The organism is Burkholderia sp. BE17 (assembly GCF_009362305.1).
Classification (GTDB): domain Bacteria; phylum Pseudomonadota; class Gammaproteobacteria; order Burkholderiales; family Burkholderiaceae; genus Burkholderia; species Burkholderia pyrrocinia_C.
Map to the genome: position 1 here is coordinate 93,370 of NZ_WHNU01000013.1, position 21,677 is coordinate 115,046.

Genomic DNA, 21,677 nt, shown 5'->3' on the forward strand with positions numbered 1-21,677 from the left:
CGGCACGGGCGACGGCCCTCCGCCGCTACCTGGCGCTCAGCGGCTCGCCCTGGAACTGCCGGCGCGCGAGTACGCACGGCGCGCCGTCGTGCATGAACACGCTCGCGAGCAGCCCGAACGACGACGCGAACAGCACATACCACGCGGGCGCGACCGGCGATCCGCTCGCGCGGGTCAACCATGTGACGATGAACGGCGCGAAACCGCCGAACACCATCACCGCTACGTTGTACGCGAGCGCGATGCCGGTCGAACGCGTGCGCGTCGCAAACTGTTCGGCGAGCGTGGTCGGCGCGGGGCCATAACAAATGCCGATGATCGTGCAGATCACGAGCTGCATCACGAGCAGGCGCCCGACGCCCGGCGCCGCGGCCAGCCACGAGAACAGCGGATAAGTGACCGTCAGCAGCGCCAGCGTGCCGGCGATCAGCACCGGCCGCCGGCCGATGCGGTCGGATACGATCGCGGCGACCGGAATCGTCACCGTCAGCAGCGCGACCGCCGCCATCTGCACCTTGAATACCTGGGCGAGCGGCAGCCCGAAGGTCTTGTGCACGAACGTCGGCATGTTGACGAGCATCACGTAGAACACGGCCGTGCCGGTGATCGTCTGCCCCATCGACACCAGCACGCCCCGCAGGTTATCGCGCAGCACGCGCGACACGCTCGCCGGCGGCTCGACAGTCGACTTGCTCGCGTCGAGGAATGCCTCGGTCTCCTGCATGTGCCGGCGGATCCACAGGCCGACCGGCCCGATCAGCAGCCCGAGCGCGAACGGCACGCGCCAGCCCCAGCTGTGCAGCGCGGCATCCGACAGCGACTGCGTGGCCCACGCGCCCATCGCCGCGCCCGAAAACACCGCAAGGCATTGGCCGATCAATTGCCACGACCCGTACAGGCCGCGCCTGTTCGCGGGCGCGCTCTCGACGAGGAACGCGGTGGCGCTCGCATATTCGCCGCCCGTCGCAAAACCCTGCAGCAGCCGCGCGACGACGATCAGGATCGGCGCCGCCGGGCCGATCGCCGCGTACGACGGCGCGAACGTGATCAGCGCGATCGACAGCGTCATCAGCAAGATGATGAGCTGCATCGCGGCCTTGCGGCCCTTGCGATCCGCATAGAGCCCGAGCAGGATGCCGCCCACCGGGCGCATGAAGAAACCGACGCCGAACGTCGCGAGCGACATCAGCAGCGACGCGTACTGGCTCTCGGCGGGAAAGAACAGCCGCGCGATGATGCCGGAGAAGAACCCGTAGACGATGAAGTCGTACCACTCGAGGGTATTGCCGACGACAGCGGCAACCACCTGCCGATGCCGTGTGTTCCGACGTGAGTCGCGCATGCTTTTCTCCTGCAGTCCCATGGTTTCGCGCCGCATGCGTGCCGCCTTCCGTGGCAGGCATCGGCGAATCGGCTGTTCGCATCGTCGACGGCTCGCCGCGAAACGACGACACCTGTCGCCCCGCGCGCACGACCGGCGTGAAACGATCATAGGGACGCCGAAAACCCGCATCAATTAATGCCGGCGGTAGATGATTAGCCGGAGATTAAATGTTTCCCGAACCGCCCCGCCGCGCGACAAACCCGGTGATTCGCGCATTGTTGCGGCCTGGGTTCTACGGCAGAATCGTCGGCTACCCTTCCCGCCGCCCCGCATCATGCGCAACCGCATCAACGAAGAGATCACGTTCCGCAAGCTCGAGATGCTCCTCGCCTTCATGGAAGCCGGCAGCCTCGCGAAGGCGGCCGACGCGCTGGGCGTCAGCACGGTCAGCGTGCATCGCGCACTGCATACGCTCGAGGAAGGGATGCATTGCGCGCTGTTTCGCCACGAGGGGCGCAACCTGATTCCGACCGACGCCGCGCAGGTGCTCGCCGAAGTCGCGGGCGAAGTGCTCAAGACGATGACCGACGGGATCCGCACGACGCGCGAGGCGGCCGGTTACGGCGCCGGCCAGTTGAAGATCGGCTCGCTCTATTCGCTGACGATCCGCACCGTGCCCGAGGTCGTGATCGCGCTGAAGGAGCGGCGCCCCGAGCTGCAGGCCGAACTCGTGCTCGGCTCGAACGCCGACCTGCTCGACAAGCTCAGGCAAGGCGCGATCGACGCGACGCTGATGGCGCTGCCCGAACCGGATGCCGAAATCGAATCGATCGCGCTGTTCGAGGACGAGATGTTCTTCGCCGCGCCGATCGATTCTCCGTATGCGCAGCGCGACGCGATCGATCTCGACGCGTGCCGCGACGAGCCGTTCATATCGCTCGGCGAAGGCTTCGCGACACATCACGGTTTCACGGAGGCGTTCCGTGCAGCCGGCATCACGCCGAACGTCGTGATGCGGGTGGGCGACATCTTCTCGCTGATCAACCTCGTGTCGGGCGGCGTCGGCTGCTCGCTGCTGCCCGGCCGCGTGCGCGACCTGTTCGCGCACAAGATCGCGCTCGTGCCGCTCGCCGGCCCCACGATCCGCCAGACGATCCGCCAGACGATCGGCCTGAGCTTCCTGCACCGGCGCGAACGCGACCCGAACCTGCTCGCGCTCGCGACCGTGTGCCGGATGACGGTCAAGGGGCCGAACGCGCGGTGATGCGCGAGTCGGTCCGCAGAGTTCACCCTCCCCCGTTCTCCTTCCGCCTCGCGCATCCGCATCGGTCCGGCTCCGGATACATCGTCAGCAGAACGAAGTACAGCATCCCTGCCGACCGCCAGCGACACCGGCACGCTCAGGTCGAGCCCGCCCGCGAGGTTGTCGAGCGGTCCGACGAACTGCCCCGGCAGGTTCACGAACGACAGCCCGGCCAGCACCGGAAAGCTGCCGAGCACCGATGTGGAAAACGTATTGCAGCCGCCGAGCAGCAACCGGAACAGATCGATCGGCCGCGCATGGCGCGAGGCATCGGGAATGCGCTCGAAACCGAACGACTCGAGCTGCGTAATCCTGCCTTCACCCATTTGCCTCCAACTCTTCTGGCGCGCCTGTACGGCCCGGGACTACGACCATACGACATATCGTCATCGATTTGCGGACGCTCTAACCCGGATCGAGCGGCGCAAACATCACGCATTCGAGACGTTGACGACGAATGAGAACAATGTTTCCCGGCGGGCGAGCGGCCGGTTCCCGCGCCACCCGTGCGGCGCGGGCGATGCATCCGTCAGTGCGCCGGCGCTGCGGCCGGCGCGCGGCAGGCGACCAGGCCCCGCTGAACGGCCGGCCGTGCGGCGATGTCGGTGAGCCAGCGCTCGACGTGCGGGTAATCGGTAACGTCGAGATCGAGCTCGGCCGCCGAGCGCAGCCACGGAAACGCGGCGATGTCGGCGATCGAGTATCGAGACGATGCGAGATACGCCGATTCCGACAATCGCCCGTTCACGACCCCATAGAGGCGCCGCGCTTCGTTCCGGTAGCGGTCGATTGCTTCCGCATTGACCGTCTTCGATGCGTGCAGGAACCACCAGAGCTGGCCGAGCATCGGTCCGATCCCGCCGATCTGGAAGTGCAGCCATTGCTGGACCGCCGTGCGCTCGGCCAGCGTTTCGGGATGCAGACAACCCGTCTTCGCGGCGAGATAGCCGAGGATCGCGCCGGATTCGAACACGGCCAGCCCGGTGTCGTGGTCGACGATGGCCGGAATCTTGCCGTTCGGGTTGATCGCGAGAAACGCCGGGCTGCGCTGCTCGCCGGCGGACAGGTTCACGTGCACGAGGTCGTGCGCGAGCCCGGCCTCTTCCAGATAGATCGCGATCTTGTGCCCGTTCGGCGTGTCGGCCGTATAGAACGTGAGGGAGTGCGTCGATGTCATGTCGGTCCTTGTCATCCGGTTATCATTGCAACTGCAATCATTGCAATTGCAATCCTACGCCGGGACCGGGGGCTCCGGTACATGCCAGCACTCGAAGGAGGGATATGCAGACTATGCGATCCGGGGCAGGCCGGCGCGCGACAGCGAGCGCAAATCCGGCTGTGCGGTGCGAGCCGCACAGGCGATGCACCGGCATGCGCGCAGCCGACGCGCGAGCCGCGCCGCCGCTACTTCGCGTCGGCCGTCGCTTCACGCGCCGCGGCGGTCGCGCGATCGAGCGCGGCGGCCATCGTCGCCTGCTCCTTGCCGGTGAACTGCCCGAGAAAGAGTTCCGAGACCGTCGACTGGTACACCTTCCACATCTTCTTGCGCAGGGCCCGCCCCTTGTCGGTGATGCTCGCATACGCGGCGCGGCCGTCGTCCGCCGAACGGGCGCGCGTGACGAGCCCCTCCTGTTCGAGCCGGTCGACGAGCCGCGTGAGGTTGTAGCGCTCGATCGCGAGCACGTCGGCCAGTTCGTGCATGCGGCGCGTGCCGTCGGGCCCGCTTTCGAGCCCCCACAACGCGTCGTACCACGCATACGCCGGTAGGCCGGCATCCGCGAGGCGGCGCTCGATCTCGCGAATCATCGTCCGGTGCGCGCGGACGAACGAGAACCACAGATCGGGTTCGGGTGCGCTCATGTCAGGTCGTTCCTTTCGTTTAATTGCAGTTGCAATTAAATCTTACCTCGATACGGTTCCCCTCCACATATCGTCGCGCACCGCGCGGCAGGCACGACAGTTCCCGCCTGCCGCGCCGCGCTGCCCGCTCTACTGCCCCGACTGCGCAAGCGGCCCTTGCGCGCGTTGCGCCGTTCTCGACGGCCAGCCGCCCGCGAGCGCCTTGTACAGCGCGACCGTCGATGCCGCGCTGCGCGTGCGCGCATCGGCCGCCGCATCCTGCGCCTGCAGCAGCGTCCGTTGCGCGTCGAGCACTTCGTAGTAGTCGATCGCGCCGGCCGAGAAGCGCGTCTGAGCGATCTGTGCAGCGCGCGCGCTGTCGTCCGCGGCACGCACGAGATGAGCCGTTTCGTCACGCGTACGGGCGACACGCAACAGCGCGTTCTCCGTTTCCTCCAGCGCACCGAGCACGGTCTGCCGATACTGCGCGAGCTGGCCGGCAGCTTCCGCGTCGCTCGCGGCGATCCGTGCGCGCACGCGGCCGACGTCGAGGAACGACCAGTCGATTCCGAGCGCGATCAGGTTCGTGTCGCTGCCCGCGCGGAAGAATCCGTAGCTGCTCGTCGCGCTGCCGAGCAACCCCGACAGCGTGAAGCGCGGAAACAGGTCGGCCGTCGCGACGCCGACGCGCGCGGTTGCCGCGTGCAGCCGCGCCTCGGCGGCCGCGACGTCGGGGCGCCGACGCAGCAGGTCGCCAGGCGTGCCGGGATCGATGTCGGCGGCAAGCGCCGGCAGCGGCACGGGTGTGCCCGCCGAAGCGACAGCCTTCGGGAGATCGAACCGGCCGATCAGCGCATCCGGCGTCTGCCCGGTCAGCACCGCGAGCCGGTGCTCGTCGACGCCGATCGCGGCTTCGTACACGGCAATCCGCGACGTCGTCGATTCATACTGCGCCCGCGCACGCGCCGCATCGAGTTCGGAGCCGCGCCCCGCGCCGACGCGCGCATTGATCAGCGCGAGCGTCTGCTTCTGGTTGTCGGCGTTATCGCGCGCGATCCGCAACCGCTCCTGCGAGCCGCGCAGATCGACGTACGTGCTCGCGACCTCGCCGGCGATCGCGACGCGCACCGCGCGCACGTCCGCCGCACTGGCAGCCGTTTCCGCACGCTGCGACTCGATCGAGCGGCGCACGCGGCCGAACAGGTCGAGCTCCCATGCCGCATTGATCCCGACGCTGGACATCGGCGTATCGCGCTGGCTGCGCGGTGCGCCGAACGCCTGGTCCTTGCTCATCAGTTGATGGCCGATCTGGCCGCTCGCGGTAATCGTCGGATAGCGGTCGAACGTCGCCTGCGACAGCAGCGCGTTCGACGCGTCGTAGCGCGACACGGCGACCTGCAGGTCCTGGTTCGCCGCGAGCGCCGTGTCGATCAGTTGCGTCAGCGTCGGATCGCCGAAGCCGCGCCAGAACTCGGCATCGGCATCGGCCGACGCGTCGGGCGGCATATCGGACAGCGTATCGGACGGCTGCGCGTCGCGCGCGAACCGCGCGGCCGTGGCCGTATCGGGCCGTTTGAAATCGGGGCCGACCGCGCACGCGGCCAGCGTCACCGACATCGCGAGCGCGGAAAGACGGAAAGCGGCGCTCATCGGTTTTCTCCTTCGAGGGTGCCGTGCTGTTCGCTCCAGACGGCCGGCGTGCCGCCCGCGAGCTTGCGGATCGCCACATAGAACACGGGCGTCAGGAACAGCCCGAACAGCGTGACGCCCAGCATCCCCGCGAACACGGTGACGCCGGTGGCCGCGCGCACCTCGCTGCCCGCGCCGCTGCCGATCAGCAGCGGCACCGAGCCGGCGATGAATGCGACCGAAGTCATCACGATCGGGCGCAACCGCAGCTTGCACGCTTCGAGCGCGGCCTCGATCACGCCCTTGCCCTGAATTTCGAGCTCGCGTGCGAACTCGACGATCAGGATCGCGTTCTTGCACGCGAGCCCCATCAGCACGACCAGACCGACCTGCACGAACACGTTGTTGTCGCCGCCCGACAACCACACGCCGAACAGCGCCGCGCACATGCATACGGGCACGATCAGGATCACCGCGAGCGGCAGCGTCCAGCTCTCGTACAGCGATGCGAGCACGAGGAACACGAGCATCACCGCGAGCGGGAACACGACGATCGCCGCGTTGCTTTGCGTGACCTGCTGGTAGCTGAGGTCGGACCATTCGAGCGTGATGCCGGGCGGCAGCACCTCCTTCGCGATCTGCTGGAGCTTCGCGATCGCCTGTGACGACGACATCGCCTTCGGATCGGCGTCGCCGATCAGGTCGGCGGCCGGATAGCCGTTGTAGCGGACGACCGGGTCGGGCCCGTACGCGGGCCCCACCGTCACCATCGAGCCGATCGGCACCATCTCGCCCTTCGCGTTGCGCGTGCGCAGGTTCGCGATGTCGGCGGCCATCTGCCGGTGACCGGCATCGGCCTGCGCCATCACGCGATACACGCGGCCGAACACGTTGAAGTCGTTCACGTACATCGAACCGAGATAGACCTGCAGCGTGTTGAACAGGTCGGTCAGCGCGACGCCCTGCGCCTTCGCCTTCAGCCGGTCGACCTTCACCTCGAGCTGCGGGATGTTCGCCTGGTACGAGCTGACGGGATAGCTCATGCCCGGCGTCTTCGCGACCGCGGCCTGGAACGCGGTGAGCGCGTTCTGCAGCGCCCCGTAGCCGAGCCCGCCGCGATCCTCCAGATACAGCGAGTAGCCGGAACCGTTACCGAGGCCCTGGATCGGCGGCGGCATCAGCGCATAGGTGATGCCGCCGCCGATGGCCGCGAAGCGCGCGTTCAGGTCCGCGTTGATCTGCGCGGCGCTGCGGTGACGCTGGTCGAACGGCTTCAGGATCACGTACGAGTTCGTGATGTTCGGCGTGTTCACGCCCTGCAGCGCATTCAGACCCGCAAACGCCGGCACCATCTCGACGCCGTCGGTGCCGAGCGCGATCTTCGTCATCTGCTCGGTCACCGCGCTGGTGCGCGCGAGCGACGCACCTTCCGGCAGCTTCGCGCCCGCGAACAGGTACAGCTTGTCTTGCACGGGGATGAAGCCGCCCGGCACCGCGTTGAACAGCAGCGCGGTGGCCGCGAGCAGTGCCGCGTAGATCGCGAACACCACGCCGCGCCGTTTCAGCGTACGTGCGACGACACCGTGATAGCGGTCGGAACTGCGCTCGAAGAAGCGGTTGAACGGATGGAACAACCAGCCGAATGCGCGGTCGAGCGCGCGCGTGAGCGCATCCTTCGGCGCGCCGTGCGGGCGCAGCAGCTTCGCGGCGAGCGCGGGCGACAGCGTCAGCGAGTTGATCGCGGAAATCACCGTCGAGATCGCGATCGTCACCGCGAACTGCCTGTAGAACTGACCCGTGACGCCCGACATGAACGCCATCGGCACGAACACCGCGCACAGCACCAGCGCGATCGCGACGATCGGCCCCGACACCTCGCGCATCGCCTGGTGCGCGGCATCGCGCGGGCTCAGCCCCTGCGCGATGTTGCGCTCGACGTTCTCGACGACGACGATCGCATCGTCGACGACGATCCCGATCGCGAGCACGAGCCCGAACAGCGTCAGCGTGTTGATCGAATAGCCGAGCAGATGGAGAAACGCGAACGTGCCGACCACCGATACCGGCACCGCGACGAGCGGAATGATCGACGCTCGCCAGGTCTGCAGGAACAGGATCACGACGAGCACGACCAGCACGACGGCCTCGATCAGCGTGTGCTGCACCGCGCGGATCGATTCGCGCACGAATACGGTCGGGTCCCACACGGGGCGATACGCGACGCCGGGCGGGAAACGCTTCGACAGTTCGTCGAGCTTCGCATAGACGGCCTTCGCGACGTCGAGCGCGTTCGCGCCCGGCGACAGGAAGATGCCGACCACGGCCGAATGCCTGTCGTTGAAATACGAGCGCAGCGTGTAGTCGCCCGCGCCGAGCTCGACGCGCGCGACGTCGGACAGCTTCACGACCTGGCCATCGTCGCCGTTGCGCAGCACGATGTCGCTGAATTCCTGCACCGTGCGCAGGCGGCCGCGCACGTTGATCGACACGAGGAAGTCGTTCGCCTTCGGCGACGGCTCCGCGCCGAGCTGGCCCGCCGACACCTGCACGTTCTGCTCGCGCACGGCCGCGATCACGTCGCTCGCGGTCAGCCCGCGCGACGCGAGCCGGTTCGGGTCGAGCCACAGCCGCATCGCGTAATCGCCCGAGCCGTACACGCCGACGTCGCCGATGCCGGTGAGCCGCGACAGCTCGTCCTTCACGCGCAGCGTCAGGTAGTTGCGCAGGTACAGCGAATCGCGGCTGTTGTCCGGCGAGTAGAGGCTCACGTACATCAGCGGCGTGGGCGACTGCTTCTGCGTCGTCACGCCGTACTGGCGCACCTCGTCGGGCAGGCGCGACAGTGCCTGGCTCACGCGGTTCTGCACGCGCACGGCGGCCGTATCGGGATCGACGCCCTGCAGGAACGTGACGACGACCTGCAGGCTGCCGTCCGACCCGGCGACCGACTTCATGTACATGATGCCTTCGACGCCGTTGATCGCTTCTTCCAGCGGTTCGGCGACCGATTCGGCGATTTCCTTCGGATTCGCGCCCGGGTACGTCGCACGCACGACGACGCTCGGCGGCACGACTTCCGGGTATTCGCCGGCCGGCAGCATCGGAATCGAGATCAGGCCGATCGCGAAGATGACGATCGACAGCACGACCGCGAAGATCGGCCGGTCGATGAAGAATCGGGAGAAATCCATTATCTGTCTCCCGTCATTGCGCGGCGGGCACGCCGGCATCGGCCACGGCCTGCGTGCTGCCGCCCGTGCCCGTGCCCGTGCCGCTGCCATTGCCGGAACCGGCATCGGCGCGTGCGGGCAGCGCTTTCGGCTTCACCTGCGCACCCGGATAGTAGATCCGCTGCACGCCGTCGACCACCACGCGGTCGCCCGCCTGCAGCCCCTTCTCGACGATCCGCTCGCCCTCGAGCTCGCGGCCGATCGTCACGTCGCGCCGCAGTGCCTTGTCGCCGGGGCCGATCACGTACACGTACTTGCGGTCCTGGTCGGTGAGCACGGCCTTGTCGTCGACGAGCAGCGCATCCTGGTCGCGGCCGCTGACGAGCTGCACGCGCGCATACAGCCCCGGCGTGAACGTGTGGTCCGCGTTCGTCAGCCGCACGCGCGCGCGGATCGTGCCGGTTTGCGGGTCGAGCCGGTTGTCGAGGAAATCGACGGCGCCCGCATGCGGGAAGCCCGTCTCGTTCGCGAGGCCCACGCGCACCGGATCGGCGCCGATCGCACGATGCTTCGGATCGGCACGCCGCGCGTTGTAGCGCAGGTAGCTCTGCTCGTCGCAGTCGAAATACACATAGACAGGATCCTGCGACACGACGGTCGTCAGCAGCGTGTCGTCCGCGCGCGCGAGGTTGCCGGCGGTCGCTACCGCGCGACCGACACGGCCCGCGATCGGCGCACGCACTTGGGTGAAGCCGAGATTGAGTCTGGCATCGGCGACGGCCGCATCGGCCGCCTGCAGGTCCGCACGCGCCTGCTCGGCGGTGGCACGCGCATTGTCGAGTTCTTCCTGCGACGTCGCATGCGCATCGATCAACGTCTGCACGCGCTTGAGCTGCACGTTCGCGAGGCTCGCGGCTGCTCGGGCCCGCTGCTGCTGCGCGTTCGCACGGTCGAGCGCGATCCGGTACGGGCGCGGGTCGATCTCGAACAACAGCGCGCCCTGCGCGACGAGATCGCCCTCCTTGTAAGCGACACGCTGCAGATAGCCGCTCACGCGCGGCCGCAATTCGACTGCGTCGACCGCTTCGACGCGTCCGTTGAATTCGTCAGCGAGGCGAACCGTGCGCGGCGCGACCGTTGCGACGCCGACTTCGGGAAGGGGATGAACCGACGATTCGCCTTTGCCGTCGTGACAGCCCGACAACGCCAGCAACAGGGCACAGGTCGCGCCCAAAGGCGACGTCCTGCGTAGGGATAAGGAGAGCATGATGCCTCGCGACGGGTTAAACTGCCGCGTAGCATAAAAGTTGAAGTTAACTTCAAGTCAAGCTTTTCCCGGAGAACACCATGGGTACCCCGGAAGAACCGAAATGGCCGCTGATGTCGATCCGCGAAGTGGCCGCGCGCAGCGGCGTGCCGGCGTCGACGCTGCGGTTCTACGAGACGCGCGGGCTCATCAAGTCGCACCGGAACGGCTCGAGCCATCGCCACTATTCGCGCACGGTGCTGCGGCTGATCGCGTTCATCGTGTTCGCGCAGAAGATCGGCTATTCGCTCGACGAGATTGCCGAGCAGCTCGTCAGCCTCCCCGAGGACACCGCGCCGAGCAACAAGGACTGGCAGCGGCTGTCGCGCGGCTGGAAGCAGCGCGTCGCGAGCCGGATCGAGGAATTGCAGCGGCTCTACATCAACCTCGACGAGTGCATCGGCTGCGGTTGCCTGTCGCTGAAGCGCTGCAAGCTGACCAACCCGGAAGACCGCGCGGGCCGTAATGGGCCCGGCGCAAGGCGCTGGCTCGGCGACAAGCCGCCTACGGACGTCGAATGATGCGTGGGCCGGATGCGGCCGCCGGTGCGGATTGCGCCACCCGACGCGCCAGATGCAGACGACAGCCGGGCTCGTCGCGGGTGGCATCGGCGTCGCGCGGATGCCACGCCTGTCCGTGCCGATGCAGCCGCAATGCATTACGTTCTGCGAACTGAAGGGTGCTGGTAGCCCACTTGTGTACAAGCTGGCGATCGCATACCGAACGCCGTCACCGCATCGTCGATGCACTGCGCGAAACCGCGCGGAATGCAGTGAGCGAACCAGGTCTGGTTGCCACGACGTGACCGCGCGCATCGTACGCGCGGCGGTGCTCAGTCGCCGATGATGTTGAGCGCGGCGGCGAGCACGGCCTGCTTGAACGCGTCCCGCTGCGTCGGCAGCGACGTGAACGCCAGCATCATGTGGCTGTACGACACCGTCGTGCCGATCGCACTCGCGATCATGAAGAACAGCACGTTCGGATCGACCGCGCGGATCGCGCCGGCTTGCACGGCGTCCGACAGCAGCGGGAACATCACGTCGTGATACGGCCGCACGAGCCGCTCCTGCAGCCGGTCGAGCCGCCCGCCCACCTCGGTCGCCGCGGTCGAGAAGAACATGCCGATGTCGGGCTCGTCGAATTCGTGATCGACGCACAGCTCGAGCGCGCTCCGCACGCGGTCGCGATGCGGCAATGACGACGTACGCAACGCACGCAGCGCGTCGAACATCGGCGTCGCCAGGTCGACGATCTGCTCAACGACGGCCAGCCACAACGTTTCCTTCGTCCCGAAATGATGGGCGATCAGCGCCGCGTCGACGCCCAGCTCGCGCGCGACTTCGCGCACGCTCGTCGCGTCGTAGCCCCGCTTCGCGAACGTGCGGCGCGCGGCCCGCAATATCACGTCCGGACCGACGGACGCACCCGCCAGCGGCCGCCCGCGCGTACGCCGCTTCGACGGCGCGCGCTCAGTGACTTCAGCCACGTTTTCCTGCTCCCCTTGAATGGTTCGAATGCCCGTGTTCCCGCCCCGGTTTCACGTCGCCGGAATCGGGTTGCCTGCCCCGCTCCGTTGACACGCGAAGCCGGGAAGCGCTAGGATCATACATTATTCATCACGTGATGATTTATTCATGACAACCCCTACACGCATCGTCATCGTCGGCGGCGGGATCGCCGGACTGCAGCTCGCGACCCGCCTGGGCGAGCGCCTCGGCCGGTCCGGGCGTGCGCAGGTCACCGTCGTCGACCGCAGTCCGACGCATATCTGGAAGCCGATGCTGCACACGATCGCGGCCGGCACACGCGACGTCCAGCAGCAACAGGTGATCTTCCTCGCCCATGCACGCGACCACGGCTACACGTACCAGCCCGGCGAACTGAAGGGGCTCGACCGTGCGCGCCGCCGCGTGCAGCTCGGCGAGATCCGCTCGCAGGACGGTGACATCGTGATCGAGGCCCGCGAACTCGACTACGACGTGCTGATCGTCGCGCTCGGCAGCCAGGCCAACGATTTCGGCGTGCCGGGCGTGCGCGAGCACTGCTACTTCATCGACAGCCAGCAGCAGGCCGAGACCTTCAACGAAGCGTTGCGGATGCGTGTGTTCCGCAGCATCGCGCGCGACGAGCCGTTTCGCGTCGCGATCGTCGGCGCGGGCGCGACGGGCGTGGAACTCGCGGCGGAGCTGAGCCGTTTGCTGGAAGTGGCGCAGGCGTACGGTGACGAAACGGTGCGCGAGCGGCTGCAGCTCACGCTGCTCGAAAGCGGCCCGCGCATCCTCGCCGCGTTTCCGCCGCGGATTTCCGCGTCGGCGCAGCGGCGGCTCGAACAGATCGGTTTTCACGTGCTGACGTCGACGCGCGTCACGTCGGCCGACGCGAACGGCTTCCACTACGGTGACGGTTCGTACGCCGAAGCAGACCTGATGGTCTGGGCGGCCGGCGTGAAGGCGCCCGATTTCATGCAGGCGCTGGGCGGGCTCGACACGAACCGCGCGAACCAGATCGTCGTCGGGCCCACGCTGCAGGCAACCGGCGACGAGCATGTATTCGCGATCGGCGATTGCGCGAGCCTGCTGCCCGACGGCCATGAACGGCCGCTGCCGCCGACCGCGCAGGTCGCGACGCAGCAGGCCGAGCATCTCGCGACGCACCTGCCCGCGTGGCTCGACGGCAAGCCGATGCCGCCGTTCGCGTTCCACGATTTCGGCGCGCTCGTGTCGATCAGCGACTACGACGCATTCGGCACGCTCGGGCAGTTCGGATTCTTCCGCGGCGGCTTCATCCAGGGGCGCTTCGCGCAGTTCAGCCACCTGATGCTCTACCGGCGGCACCAGCAGGCGCTGCACGGTTTCTCCAAGGCGACCCTGCTGTGGATCGCCGAACGGATCAACGGCTGCGTGCAGCCGCGCATCCGCCTGTCGTGATGCCGCGCGTCGCGGTGTCGCGTAACGTTTCGAGGAAACCTGACATGAACGACAGTGCAGCGCCCTGGCTCATGACCGTCGCCGCGATCGGCAGCTTCGACATGCCGTCCTTATCGTGGGGCATGCCGCGACGACGCGGCGTCACGCGCGACCGGCTGCCGTCGTGGGACGCGACGAGCCGGCCGACCATCAGCGTGCTCGAACGGCCCACGGCCGACACCGCGATGATTTCGTGGTGCGACGCATGCACCGGGCATTACGGCTACCAGAAGTGGCGGCTGTTCACGACGCGCAAGCGCGGCGTCTGCGCGCTGTCGGGGCGGTCGATCGAGATCGGCGACAGCGTCTATGCGCCGCAGTTGCTCGGCTCGACGCCGGGCAATGCCGCCGCGATGGTGCTGGCCGCGTGCATCGACGAAGCCTGCACCGCTCGAGGTCAGCTCGACGCAGCCTGACCGGCGCCATAGGCCTGATCGCGGTTCTGCCGTTCCAGTTCGGCATCGAGATGCGCGGCATGCACCTCCGCCTCCGCTTCCGACATCAGCTCGCCTTCCCACTTCGCGACCACCGCGCTGGCGATCGAATTGCCCACCGCGTTCGTGGCCGAGCGCCCCATGTCGAGGAACGTGTCGACGCCGAGAATCAGCAGCAGCCCGGCTTCCGGGATATTGAACTGGTGCAGCGTCGCCGCGATCACGACGAGCGATGCACGCGGCACGCCGGCCATTCCCTTCGACGTCAGCATCAGGATCAGCAGCATCGTGATCTGCGTGCCGAGCGACAGGTGGATGTTGTAGGCCTGCGCGATGAACAGCGACGCGAACGTGCAGTACATCATCGAGCCGTCGAGGTTGAACGAATAGCCCATCGGCATCACGAAGCTCGCGATCTTGCGCCGCACGCCGAAACGGTCGAGCGCGTCGAGGATCTTCGGATACGCGGCCTCGGAGCTCGCGGTCGCGAACGACAGCATGAACGCTTCCTTGATCAGCAGGAGCAGCTTGAACACGCGGCGGCCGAGGAACAGCAGCCCGGCGGCGACGAGCGTGGCCCACAGCAGCACGAGGCTCATGTAGAAGTCGCCCATGAACACTGCGAACTTCAGCAGGATCGACAGCCCGTTGATCGCGACGGTCGACGCCATCGCCGCCATCACCGCGAGCGGCGCGAGCTTCATCACGTAGCCGGTGATCTTGAGCATCACGTGCGACAACTGGTCGATCGCGGCGACGAGGATCTTGCCGCGCTCGCCGAGCGCCGCCAGCGCAACGCCGAAGAACAGCGAGAACACGACGATCTGCAGAATCTCGTTGTTCGCCATCGCCTCGGCGAACGACTTCGGCACCATGTGGCCGACGAAATCCTTCAGCGTGAACTTGGACGTCGCGAGATGCGCGGACGCACCGATGTCCGGCAGCGGCAGGCCGAGGTTCTCGCCGGGCCGCAGCAGGTTCGCCATCAGCAGCCCGAGCAGCAGCGAGATCAGCGACGCGGTGACGAACCAGCCGAGCGCCTTCACGAACACGCGCCCGACGGACGACGCATCGCCCATGTGCGCAATGCCGACGACGAGCGTCGAGAACACCAGCGGGCCGATCACCATCTTGATCAGCCTCAGGAACACATCGGACACGAGCGAGATGTAGCCGGCGATTTCCGCGGCCGACTGCTTGTCGGGAAGCTGCGTGAAGATCAGGTAGCCGATGAGGATGCCGGCCGCCATCGCGAGCAGGATCCAGCCTGCCGCAGACATTCGTTTGTTCATAACGGGATTCGTCGCACGGTGAAGGGGTTGACGGATAAAGGACGCGCATCGGGGCACGTGTGTGGCAAGCCGGTCGTACGCGGAATGCCGCGCACAGGCGCCGATCGGACTTGCGGATGTCCGCGAACGGACGCGCTGCCGCCGTCGCGGCCTTCGCGGGAACGCGAATGCGAGCGGCGGCGGCGGTTCAGCATGAGGCGATCAGGTCAGTAACCGATCGCCGATCCGGCCGGACGGCGCGGATCGTTGTAGCCGTAGATGAAGCCGACGCGCACGTTGCCCGACACGGACGAGTCGTTCCCGGAGCTCTGGCGGCTCGCCGCTTCGGTGCCCGGCAGGCCGACCATGATCAGCTCGGCCGCGCCCCACGGCGTCTGCTCGACCATCTTGTAGCCCATGTTGCGCAGGATCGCGAGCGTGTCCGGCGACAGGCCGTAGGTTTCGTAATAGACCTCGTCGGGCAGCCACTGGTGGTGGATGCGCGGCGCGGCGACCGCGTCCTGCGGCGTCATCCCGTAGTCGATCACGTTCAGCACGGTCTGCAGCGTGATCGTGATGATGCGCGATCCGCCCGGCGAACCGACCACCATGAACACCTTGCCGTCCTTCGTCACGATGGTCGGCGCCATCGACGACAGCGGGCGCTTGCCCGGCGCGATCGAGTTGCGCGTGCCCTGCACGAGGCCGAACAGGTTCTGCGCGCCGACCTTCGTGGTGAAGTCGTCCATCTCGTCGTTCAGGAAGAAGCCCGTGCCCGGTGCGATGACCACGGCGCCGAAGCGGCCATTGACCGTATAGGTCGTCGATACCGCATTGCCGTCGTGGTCGATGATCGAGTAATGCGTCGTTTCCGGCTTCTCGTGCACGCCGATACCGGGCTGCACGTCGACCGACGGCGTCGCCGTATCGGCATGGATGCTCTTGCGGATCTGCGCCGCGTATTCCTTGCTCGTCAGCTTCGCGATCGGGTTGTCGATGAAGTTCGGATCGCCGAGCAGCGTGTTGCGGTCCTCGTACGCGTGCCGCATCGCTTCGGTCATATAGTGGACCGACGCCGCGGAGTGATAGCCCAGCTTGCGCAGGTCATACCCTTCGAGGATGTTCAGCGTCTCGCACATCGTCACGCCGCCCGAGCTCGGCGGCGGCGCCGACACGAACTCGTAGCCGCGGTACGTGCACTTCAGCGGGGCCATGTCCTCGGCCCGATAGGACGCGAAATCGGCCGCCGTGATCAGGCCGCCCGCCCGCTTCGACGCCGCCTCGACGATCTTCGGGATCTCGCCGTGATAGAACGCGTCGGGCCCCTGCTCCGCGATCCGCTCCAGCGTACGGGCCAGGTCCTTCTGCACCAGGCGGTCGCCCGGCTGCAGCGGCGTGCCGTCGGGCCGCAGGAAGGTGCGCGCCGCGTCCGGATCCTTCTTGAAGCGCTCGATCGTCGTGTCGAGGATGTCCGTATCGCCGCGCGTCAGGATGAAGCCGTCGCGCGCGAGCCGGATCGCCGGCGCCATCACCTGCTTGCGCGTCAGCTTGCCGTATTTGCGCTGCGCGAGATCGAGGCCGGCGACCGTGCCCGGCACGCCGACGGCGCGATAGCCGTACAGGCTTTCGCCCGGGCGGACGTTGCCCGACGCGTCGAGATACATGTTCGCCGTCGCCGCGGCCGGTGCAGTCTCGCGGAAGTTGATGAAGCGGTCACGGCCGTCGGCCAGGTGCACGGTCATGAAACCGCCGCCGCCGATATTGCCGCAGCACGAATTGGTCACCGCCTGCGCATAACCGACCGCCACCGCCGCGTCCACCGCGTTGCCGCCTTCCTTCAGGATGTCGACACCGATCTGCGACGCGAAGTGCTGCGACGACACGACCATGCCGTTCTTCGCTTCAACCGCGGGGTCCGAAGCGGCGAACGCGTACACGCTCAATGCCGACAACAGGGTGAGTACGACGAGCCGCCTCATGCGGAATCCTCCAGACAAATAACCGGGCCATGCCGGGATGCGCCGCCGCGTCATCGCGCGCCAACGCTGCCAATCCGGCATGTAATAAACGGTACATTCCGGCGAGGCCGCGATCATAGCACTCGCTTTTTCGCGCAAAAACCTAGGGTTAGTACTGAAATTGAAACGAATGCACGCGGAAACGCTTCCCGTGAAATGTTCGTTTCATTACATTGATGGGCGAGCCACATGGCCGAGCGATGCGTCCCTCTAATTTCGGCCCGCGCGCGGCCCGCCGCACGTCGATCGGCTAACATGCGTGGGGTCCCGGCAGACGCACGTCTGCCGTTTGTCATTCAGATAAGAGAGTTGGAGTGCCCGATGGGGACGAGCATCAGGGCGTTGCTGTTATCCCAGATGGATAGCTTCACGCCGTCGGAACAGAAGGTTGCGCATGCGTTGCTGGATCGTTATCCGAGCCTCGGCCTCGGGCCGATCGCGAGCTTCGCGAAGCAGGCTGAAGTCAGCGATCCGACCGTGTTTCGCTTTGTCGTCCGGATCGGCTTTCCGAATTACTCGTCGTTCCAGCAGGCGCTGTACGGCGAGATCGACACCGCGATGAATTCACCGCTCGCGCGGATGGATGCGTTCCACTCCGAAGCGGGCATGCGCGACAGCCATTCGGCGATTTTCCAGCGGCTGTCCGAATCGCTCGCGACCACGATCGAAGGGCTCGACGCGGCTGCGTTCGACGCAGCCGTGACGCTGCTGGCCGACCCGGACGTGCGCATCTTCTGCGGCGGCGGGCGCTACACGGCGCCGCTCGCGTCGCTGTTTTCGTTCACGCTGACCTATGCGCGCCCGCATGTGCAGTACGTCGAACCGAACGTGAATCTCGCGTCGGTCGCACTGACCGACATGGGGCGCGACGACGTGCTCGTCATCTTCGACTTTCGCCGCTACCAGAAGGACAGCATCCGCTTCGCGCAGGCCGCGCACCGGCTCGGCACGCGGATCCTGCTGATCACCGACGAATGGATGTCGCCGATCGGCACGTTCGCGGAGATCGTGCTGCGGATCCAGGGGCGCCCTTTCGCGATGCTGCAGACCAACGTGCCGGCGCTGGCGCTCGCCGAAGCGCTGGTGATCGGCGTGACGAACCGGCTGCCGGAGCTGGCGCGGCAGCGGATGGAGAAGATCGAGCATCTCAGTACCGGCGGGATCGATCTGGACGCCAACCAGCGCGATTTGCCCGAATGACGATCGCGCGTCATTCGGGTGCGGGCATCAGCTCTCGACATCCTCGAGACTGAACACCTCGGTCTTGTCGTTATACGAAAAAACTTCGCCGTACCGCCCCCAGTCGATCACCGCGTCGAGCGTTTCCTCGGCCGCTTCGTCCGACAGGAAATCCTCGAGCTCCTGCTCGAAGCGCACGCGCGGCGCGCGATGGCCCGGACGCTCGTTCAGCACCTTCCTGATCCGTGCGGCGAGCGGCACGTGCTTCAGCAGGTGATCCGCGAACATCAGCTTGCGCTCCTGCGTGCCGAATTCCGCGAACACGCGCGCGGGCGGCGTCAGGAACACGTCGCCTTCGCGCACGTCCGCGAAGCCGAGGTACTGCAGCACTTCGGCGATCGGGAACAGTTCGTCGACTTCCAGATGCAGCGTGCGCGCGATTTCCGGCATGTCGGCACGGCCATGGTACGGCGCCATCGCGAGCGTTTCGATCAGGCCGGCCATCAGGTTGGTCGACACCTGCGGCAGCCAGCTGCCGAGTTCGAGCCCCTTCTTCGTCGCCTCGTTGGTCTGGCGCGCGGTCATCTTCGCGTAGATATCGTCGACGAGCTTGCGGAAATCGGTGTCGAGCCGGTTGCGCGGATGCTTGAACGGCACCTTGATCTCGGCGATCACGCGGCCCGGGTTCGACGACAGCACGAGAATCCGGTCGCACATGAACACGGCTTCCTCGATGTTGTGCGTGACGATCAGCACCGACTTGATCGGCATCCGGCCCTGCGTCCACAGGTCGAGCAGGTCGGTGCGCAGCGTCTCGGCCGTCAGCACGTCGAGCGCCGAGAACGGCTCGTCCATCAGCAGGATCGTCGGATCGACGACGAGCGCGCGCGCAAAGCCCACGCGCTGGCGCATGCCGCCCGACAGTTCGCGCGGGTACGCGTTCTCGAAACCGTCGAGACCGATCAGGTCGATCGCGGCGAGCGCACGCTCGCGCCGCTCGCGCGCGCCGACGCCGAGCGCTTCCAGGCCAGCCTCCACGTTCTGCAGCACGGTGAGCCACGGGAACAGCGCAAACGTCTGGAACACCATCGCGACGCCTTCGGCCGGGCCGCGCAGCTGCTGGCCGAGATAGGTCACTTCACCGCCGGTCGGCTCGATCAGGCCGGCGATGATCCGCAGCAGCGTCGACTTACCCGAGCCGGAACGGCCGAGCAGCCCGACGATCTCGCCTTCGCGCAGCGACAGGTTCGCGTCGTCGAGCACGAGCAGTTCGCCCTGCGACTTGTTGAAACCGCGGTTCACATGCTCGACGCGCAGGATTTCCTCGCCGAGGCGCGGCGGCTGCAGCGGCTGGGACGTTTTGACAGGGGCGTTGATAACGGTCGAATTTTGCATCGCGCTTACTCTCAATCGAGACGGAGCCGGGATTCCGCATAGGCGTACATCGGACGCCACAGCAGACGGTTGAACAGGGTAACGAACAGGGACATCACCGCGATGCCGAGGATGATCTTCGGGAAATCGCCGGCGGCGGTCATCTGCGCGATGTACGCGCCGAGGCCGTGCGCGACGACCTTCGTGTCGCCCCACTGCACGAATTCGGACACGATGCTCGCGTTCCACGCGCCGCCAGACGCGGTGATCGCACCCGTCACGTAGTACGGGAAGATGCCGGGCAGGATCGCCTGCCGCCACCACTGCCAGCCGCGGATGCGGAAATTCTTCGTCGCTTCCTTGTAGTCGTTCGGATAGGACATCGCACCGGCGATCACGTTGAACAGGATGTACCACTGCGTGCCGAGCACGATCAGCGGCGACAGCCAGATGTCCGCATTCAGGCGGAAGTGGACGATCACGATCACGAACACCGGGAACAGCAGGTTCGCCGGGAACGCGGCGAGGAACTGCGCGAGCGGCTGGATCTTCTCGGCCAGCGCGGGGCGCAGCCCGATCAGCACGCCGAGCGGCACCCAGATCACCGACGCGATCGCGATCAGCACCATCACGCGCAGCAGCGTGATGAGCCCGAGCACGAGCACGTGCCCGACCTCGCCCATCGTCACGCCGGTCGAAACGAAGCTGACGACGCGCCACACGACGTACACCGTCAGCAGGATCACGAACACGCCCCACACGATGTCGCCGATGCGCGACGAGGCGCGCGCCGACGCGCCGCGCGTGCGCGTGCCCTTCAGCGACGGCAGGCGCAGCGGAATCCGCGCGGCCTGCGACAGCAGCCAGCCGGCCGGCACGAGCAACTGGTGGATCAGGTGCGTACGACGCATCATGTCGAGCAGCCAGGACTGCGGCGCATCGCCCGACGCGGTGTTCTCCATCCGGAACTTGTCGGCCCACGCGACGAGCGGGCGAAACAGGAACTGGTCATAAGCCAGGATCACGACCGACATCGCAACGATCACCCAGCCGACCGCGCCGATATTCTTGTCCGAAATCGCCTGCGCCAGATACGCGCCGATCCCCGGCAGCGTGATCGTCTGGTTGCCGACCGTGATCGCCTCCGACGCGACGACGAAGAACCAGCCACCCGACATCGACATCATCATGTTCCAGATCAGGCCCGGCATCGAGAACGGCACCTCGAGCTTCCAGAAGCGCTGCCACGTCGTCAGGTGAAAGCCGCGCGACACTTCGCTCAGGTCGCGCGGCACCGTGCGCAGCGACTGGTAGAAGCTGAACGTCATGTTCCACGCCTGGCTCGTGAAGATCGCGAAGATCGCGGCCAGTTCGGCGCCGAGCACGCGGCCCGGAAACAGCGCGAGGAAGAACGTGACCGTAAACGAGATGTAGCCGAGCACCGGCACCGACTGCAGGATGTCGAGAATCGGGATCAGCACCATGCCCGCACGACGGCTTTTCGCGGCAAGCGTGCCGTAGACAAGCGTGAACACGAGCGACGCGACCATCGCGGCGAGCATCCGCAGCGTGGTACGCAGCGCGTATTCGGGCAGGTTCGACGGATCGAGCGAGATCTTCTGCGTCTGCAGCACGCCGATCGGCGCCATCGTCTGATGGAAGCCGACGATCGCCATCGCCAGCAGGCAGATGATCAGCGGAAACGCGATCGCATCCCAGCGGTTGGGGAGCACGCGCCACGCCGAGGCGTTCGCGGTGCGATTCGGATCGAAGAACCTGATATCCATCGGTAGCGTCTTGTGTTGAATTGAAATTCGATGGGGCCGGCCGCATGCCGCGCGGCCGGGCGGCGCACCCGCTAGCG

16 protein-coding genes and 2 pseudogenes are annotated in these 21,677 nt (G+C 66.7%); 6 read left to right on the forward strand and 12 right to left on the reverse strand.

Annotated features, from left to right (window positions below):
- Positions 1-25: 25 nt before the first annotated feature.
- Positions 26-1,342 (reverse strand): MFS transporter, encoded by a 1,317-nt coding sequence (locus GD429_RS13570; RefSeq protein WP_152857381.1) that lies wholly within the window; start codon positions 1,340-1,342, stop codon positions 26-28.
- Positions 1,343-1,658: 316 nt separating this feature from the next.
- On the opposite strand from GD429_RS13570, the gene GD429_RS13575 reads away from it, so the two are divergent.
- Positions 1,659-2,588, forward strand: coding sequence for a LysR family transcriptional regulator (locus GD429_RS13575; RefSeq protein WP_152857382.1), 930 nt, complete (start codon positions 1,659-1,661; stop codon positions 2,586-2,588).
- A 197-nt stretch (positions 2,589-2,785) separates the two neighbouring features.
- Here the strand turns inward: GD429_RS13575 and GD429_RS41050 are convergent.
- The 6 genes and pseudogenes from GD429_RS41050 to GD429_RS13605 all read right to left on the reverse strand — a co-directional run.
- Positions 2,786-2,953 (reverse strand): annotated as a pseudogene (locus GD429_RS41050) (cytosine permease); the annotation flags it as partial.
- A gap of 203 nt (positions 2,954-3,156) precedes the next feature.
- On the reverse strand, positions 3,157-3,804 hold the full coding sequence (locus GD429_RS13585; RefSeq protein WP_152857383.1) for a glutathione S-transferase family protein: 648 nt from the start codon (positions 3,802-3,804) through the stop codon (positions 3,157-3,159).
- A gap of 227 nt (positions 3,805-4,031) precedes the next feature.
- Complete coding sequence (locus tag GD429_RS13590; protein ID WP_152857384.1) at positions 4,032-4,487, reverse strand: MarR family winged helix-turn-helix transcriptional regulator; 456 nt, start codon at positions 4,485-4,487, stop codon at positions 4,032-4,034.
- Positions 4,488-4,616: 129 nt separating this feature from the next.
- Positions 4,617-6,116, reverse strand: a complete 1,500-nt coding sequence (locus GD429_RS13595; protein ID WP_152857385.1) for an efflux transporter outer membrane subunit — start codon at positions 6,114-6,116, stop codon at positions 4,617-4,619.
- Positions 6,113-9,286, reverse strand: a complete 3,174-nt coding sequence (locus tag GD429_RS13600) for an efflux RND transporter permease subunit (protein ID WP_152857386.1) — start codon at positions 9,284-9,286, stop codon at positions 6,113-6,115. Before GD429_RS13600 ends, GD429_RS13595 begins: the two co-directional genes overlap by 4 nt.
- 13 nt (positions 9,287-9,299) lie before the next feature.
- Positions 9,300-10,532, reverse strand: a complete 1,233-nt coding sequence (locus GD429_RS13605) for an efflux RND transporter periplasmic adaptor subunit (RefSeq protein WP_152857387.1) — start codon at positions 10,530-10,532, stop codon at positions 9,300-9,302.
- 80 nt (positions 10,533-10,612) lie between these two features.
- Here GD429_RS13605 and soxR point away from each other — a divergent pair, with 80 nt between their 5' ends.
- Together soxR and GD429_RS41055 are read left to right on the forward strand one after the other, a co-directional pair.
- A complete protein-coding gene (soxR, locus tag GD429_RS13610) occupies positions 10,613-11,092 on the forward strand; it encodes a redox-sensitive transcriptional activator SoxR (protein ID WP_152857388.1) in 480 nt (159 codons plus the stop codon).
- Between the two features lie 46 nt (positions 11,093-11,138).
- Positions 11,139-11,376: pseudogene (locus GD429_RS41055) on the forward strand (LysR family transcriptional regulator); the annotation flags it as partial.
- A 27-nt stretch (positions 11,377-11,403) separates the two neighbouring features.
- On the opposite strand, the gene GD429_RS13620 reads toward GD429_RS41055, so the two are convergent.
- Entirely contained in the window at positions 11,404-12,057 is a 654-nt protein-coding gene (locus GD429_RS13620) for a helix-turn-helix domain-containing protein (protein ID WP_321574594.1), read from the reverse strand.
- A 148-nt stretch (positions 12,058-12,205) separates the two neighbouring features.
- Here GD429_RS13620 and GD429_RS13625 point away from each other — a divergent pair, with 148 nt between their 5' ends.
- Positions 12,206-13,498 (forward strand): NAD(P)/FAD-dependent oxidoreductase, encoded by a 1,293-nt coding sequence (locus GD429_RS13625; RefSeq protein WP_152857389.1) that lies wholly within the window; start codon positions 12,206-12,208, stop codon positions 13,496-13,498.
- 44 nt (positions 13,499-13,542) lie between these two features.
- Positions 13,543-13,953, forward strand: coding sequence for a DUF3331 domain-containing protein (locus GD429_RS13630; RefSeq protein WP_152857390.1), 411 nt, complete (start codon positions 13,543-13,545; stop codon positions 13,951-13,953).
- Here GD429_RS13630 and GD429_RS13635 read toward each other — a convergent pair.
- The gene (locus GD429_RS13635) at positions 13,935-15,263 is read right to left on the reverse strand and encodes a dicarboxylate/amino acid:cation symporter (protein ID WP_152857391.1); all 1,329 of its coding nucleotides are present in this window, start codon (positions 15,261-15,263) and stop codon (positions 13,935-13,937) included. The genes GD429_RS13630 and GD429_RS13635 overlap by 19 nt on opposite strands.
- A gap of 206 nt (positions 15,264-15,469) precedes the next feature.
- Positions 15,470-17,221: a gamma-glutamyltransferase gene (ggt, locus tag GD429_RS13640; protein WP_152857392.1), complete on the reverse strand. Its 1,752-nt coding sequence runs from the start codon at positions 17,219-17,221 to the stop codon at positions 15,470-15,472.
- Positions 17,222-17,581: 360 nt separating this feature from the next.
- Between ggt and GD429_RS13645 the strand changes: the two genes are divergently transcribed.
- The gene (locus tag GD429_RS13645; protein WP_152857393.1) at positions 17,582-18,460 is read left to right on the forward strand and encodes a MurR/RpiR family transcriptional regulator; all 879 of its coding nucleotides are present in this window, start codon (positions 17,582-17,584) and stop codon (positions 18,458-18,460) included.
- A gap of 27 nt (positions 18,461-18,487) precedes the next feature.
- Here GD429_RS13645 and GD429_RS13650 read toward each other — a convergent pair whose 3' ends face one another.
- The gene (locus GD429_RS13650) at positions 18,488-19,834 is read right to left on the reverse strand and encodes an AAA-associated domain-containing protein (RefSeq protein WP_152857394.1); all 1,347 of its coding nucleotides are present in this window, start codon (positions 19,832-19,834) and stop codon (positions 18,488-18,490) included.
- 11 nt (positions 19,835-19,845) lie between these two features.
- On the reverse strand, positions 19,846-21,600 hold the full coding sequence (locus tag GD429_RS13655) for an ABC transporter permease (protein ID WP_152857395.1): 1,755 nt from the start codon (positions 21,598-21,600) through the stop codon (positions 19,846-19,848).
- Positions 21,601-21,677 lie beyond the last annotated feature (77 nt).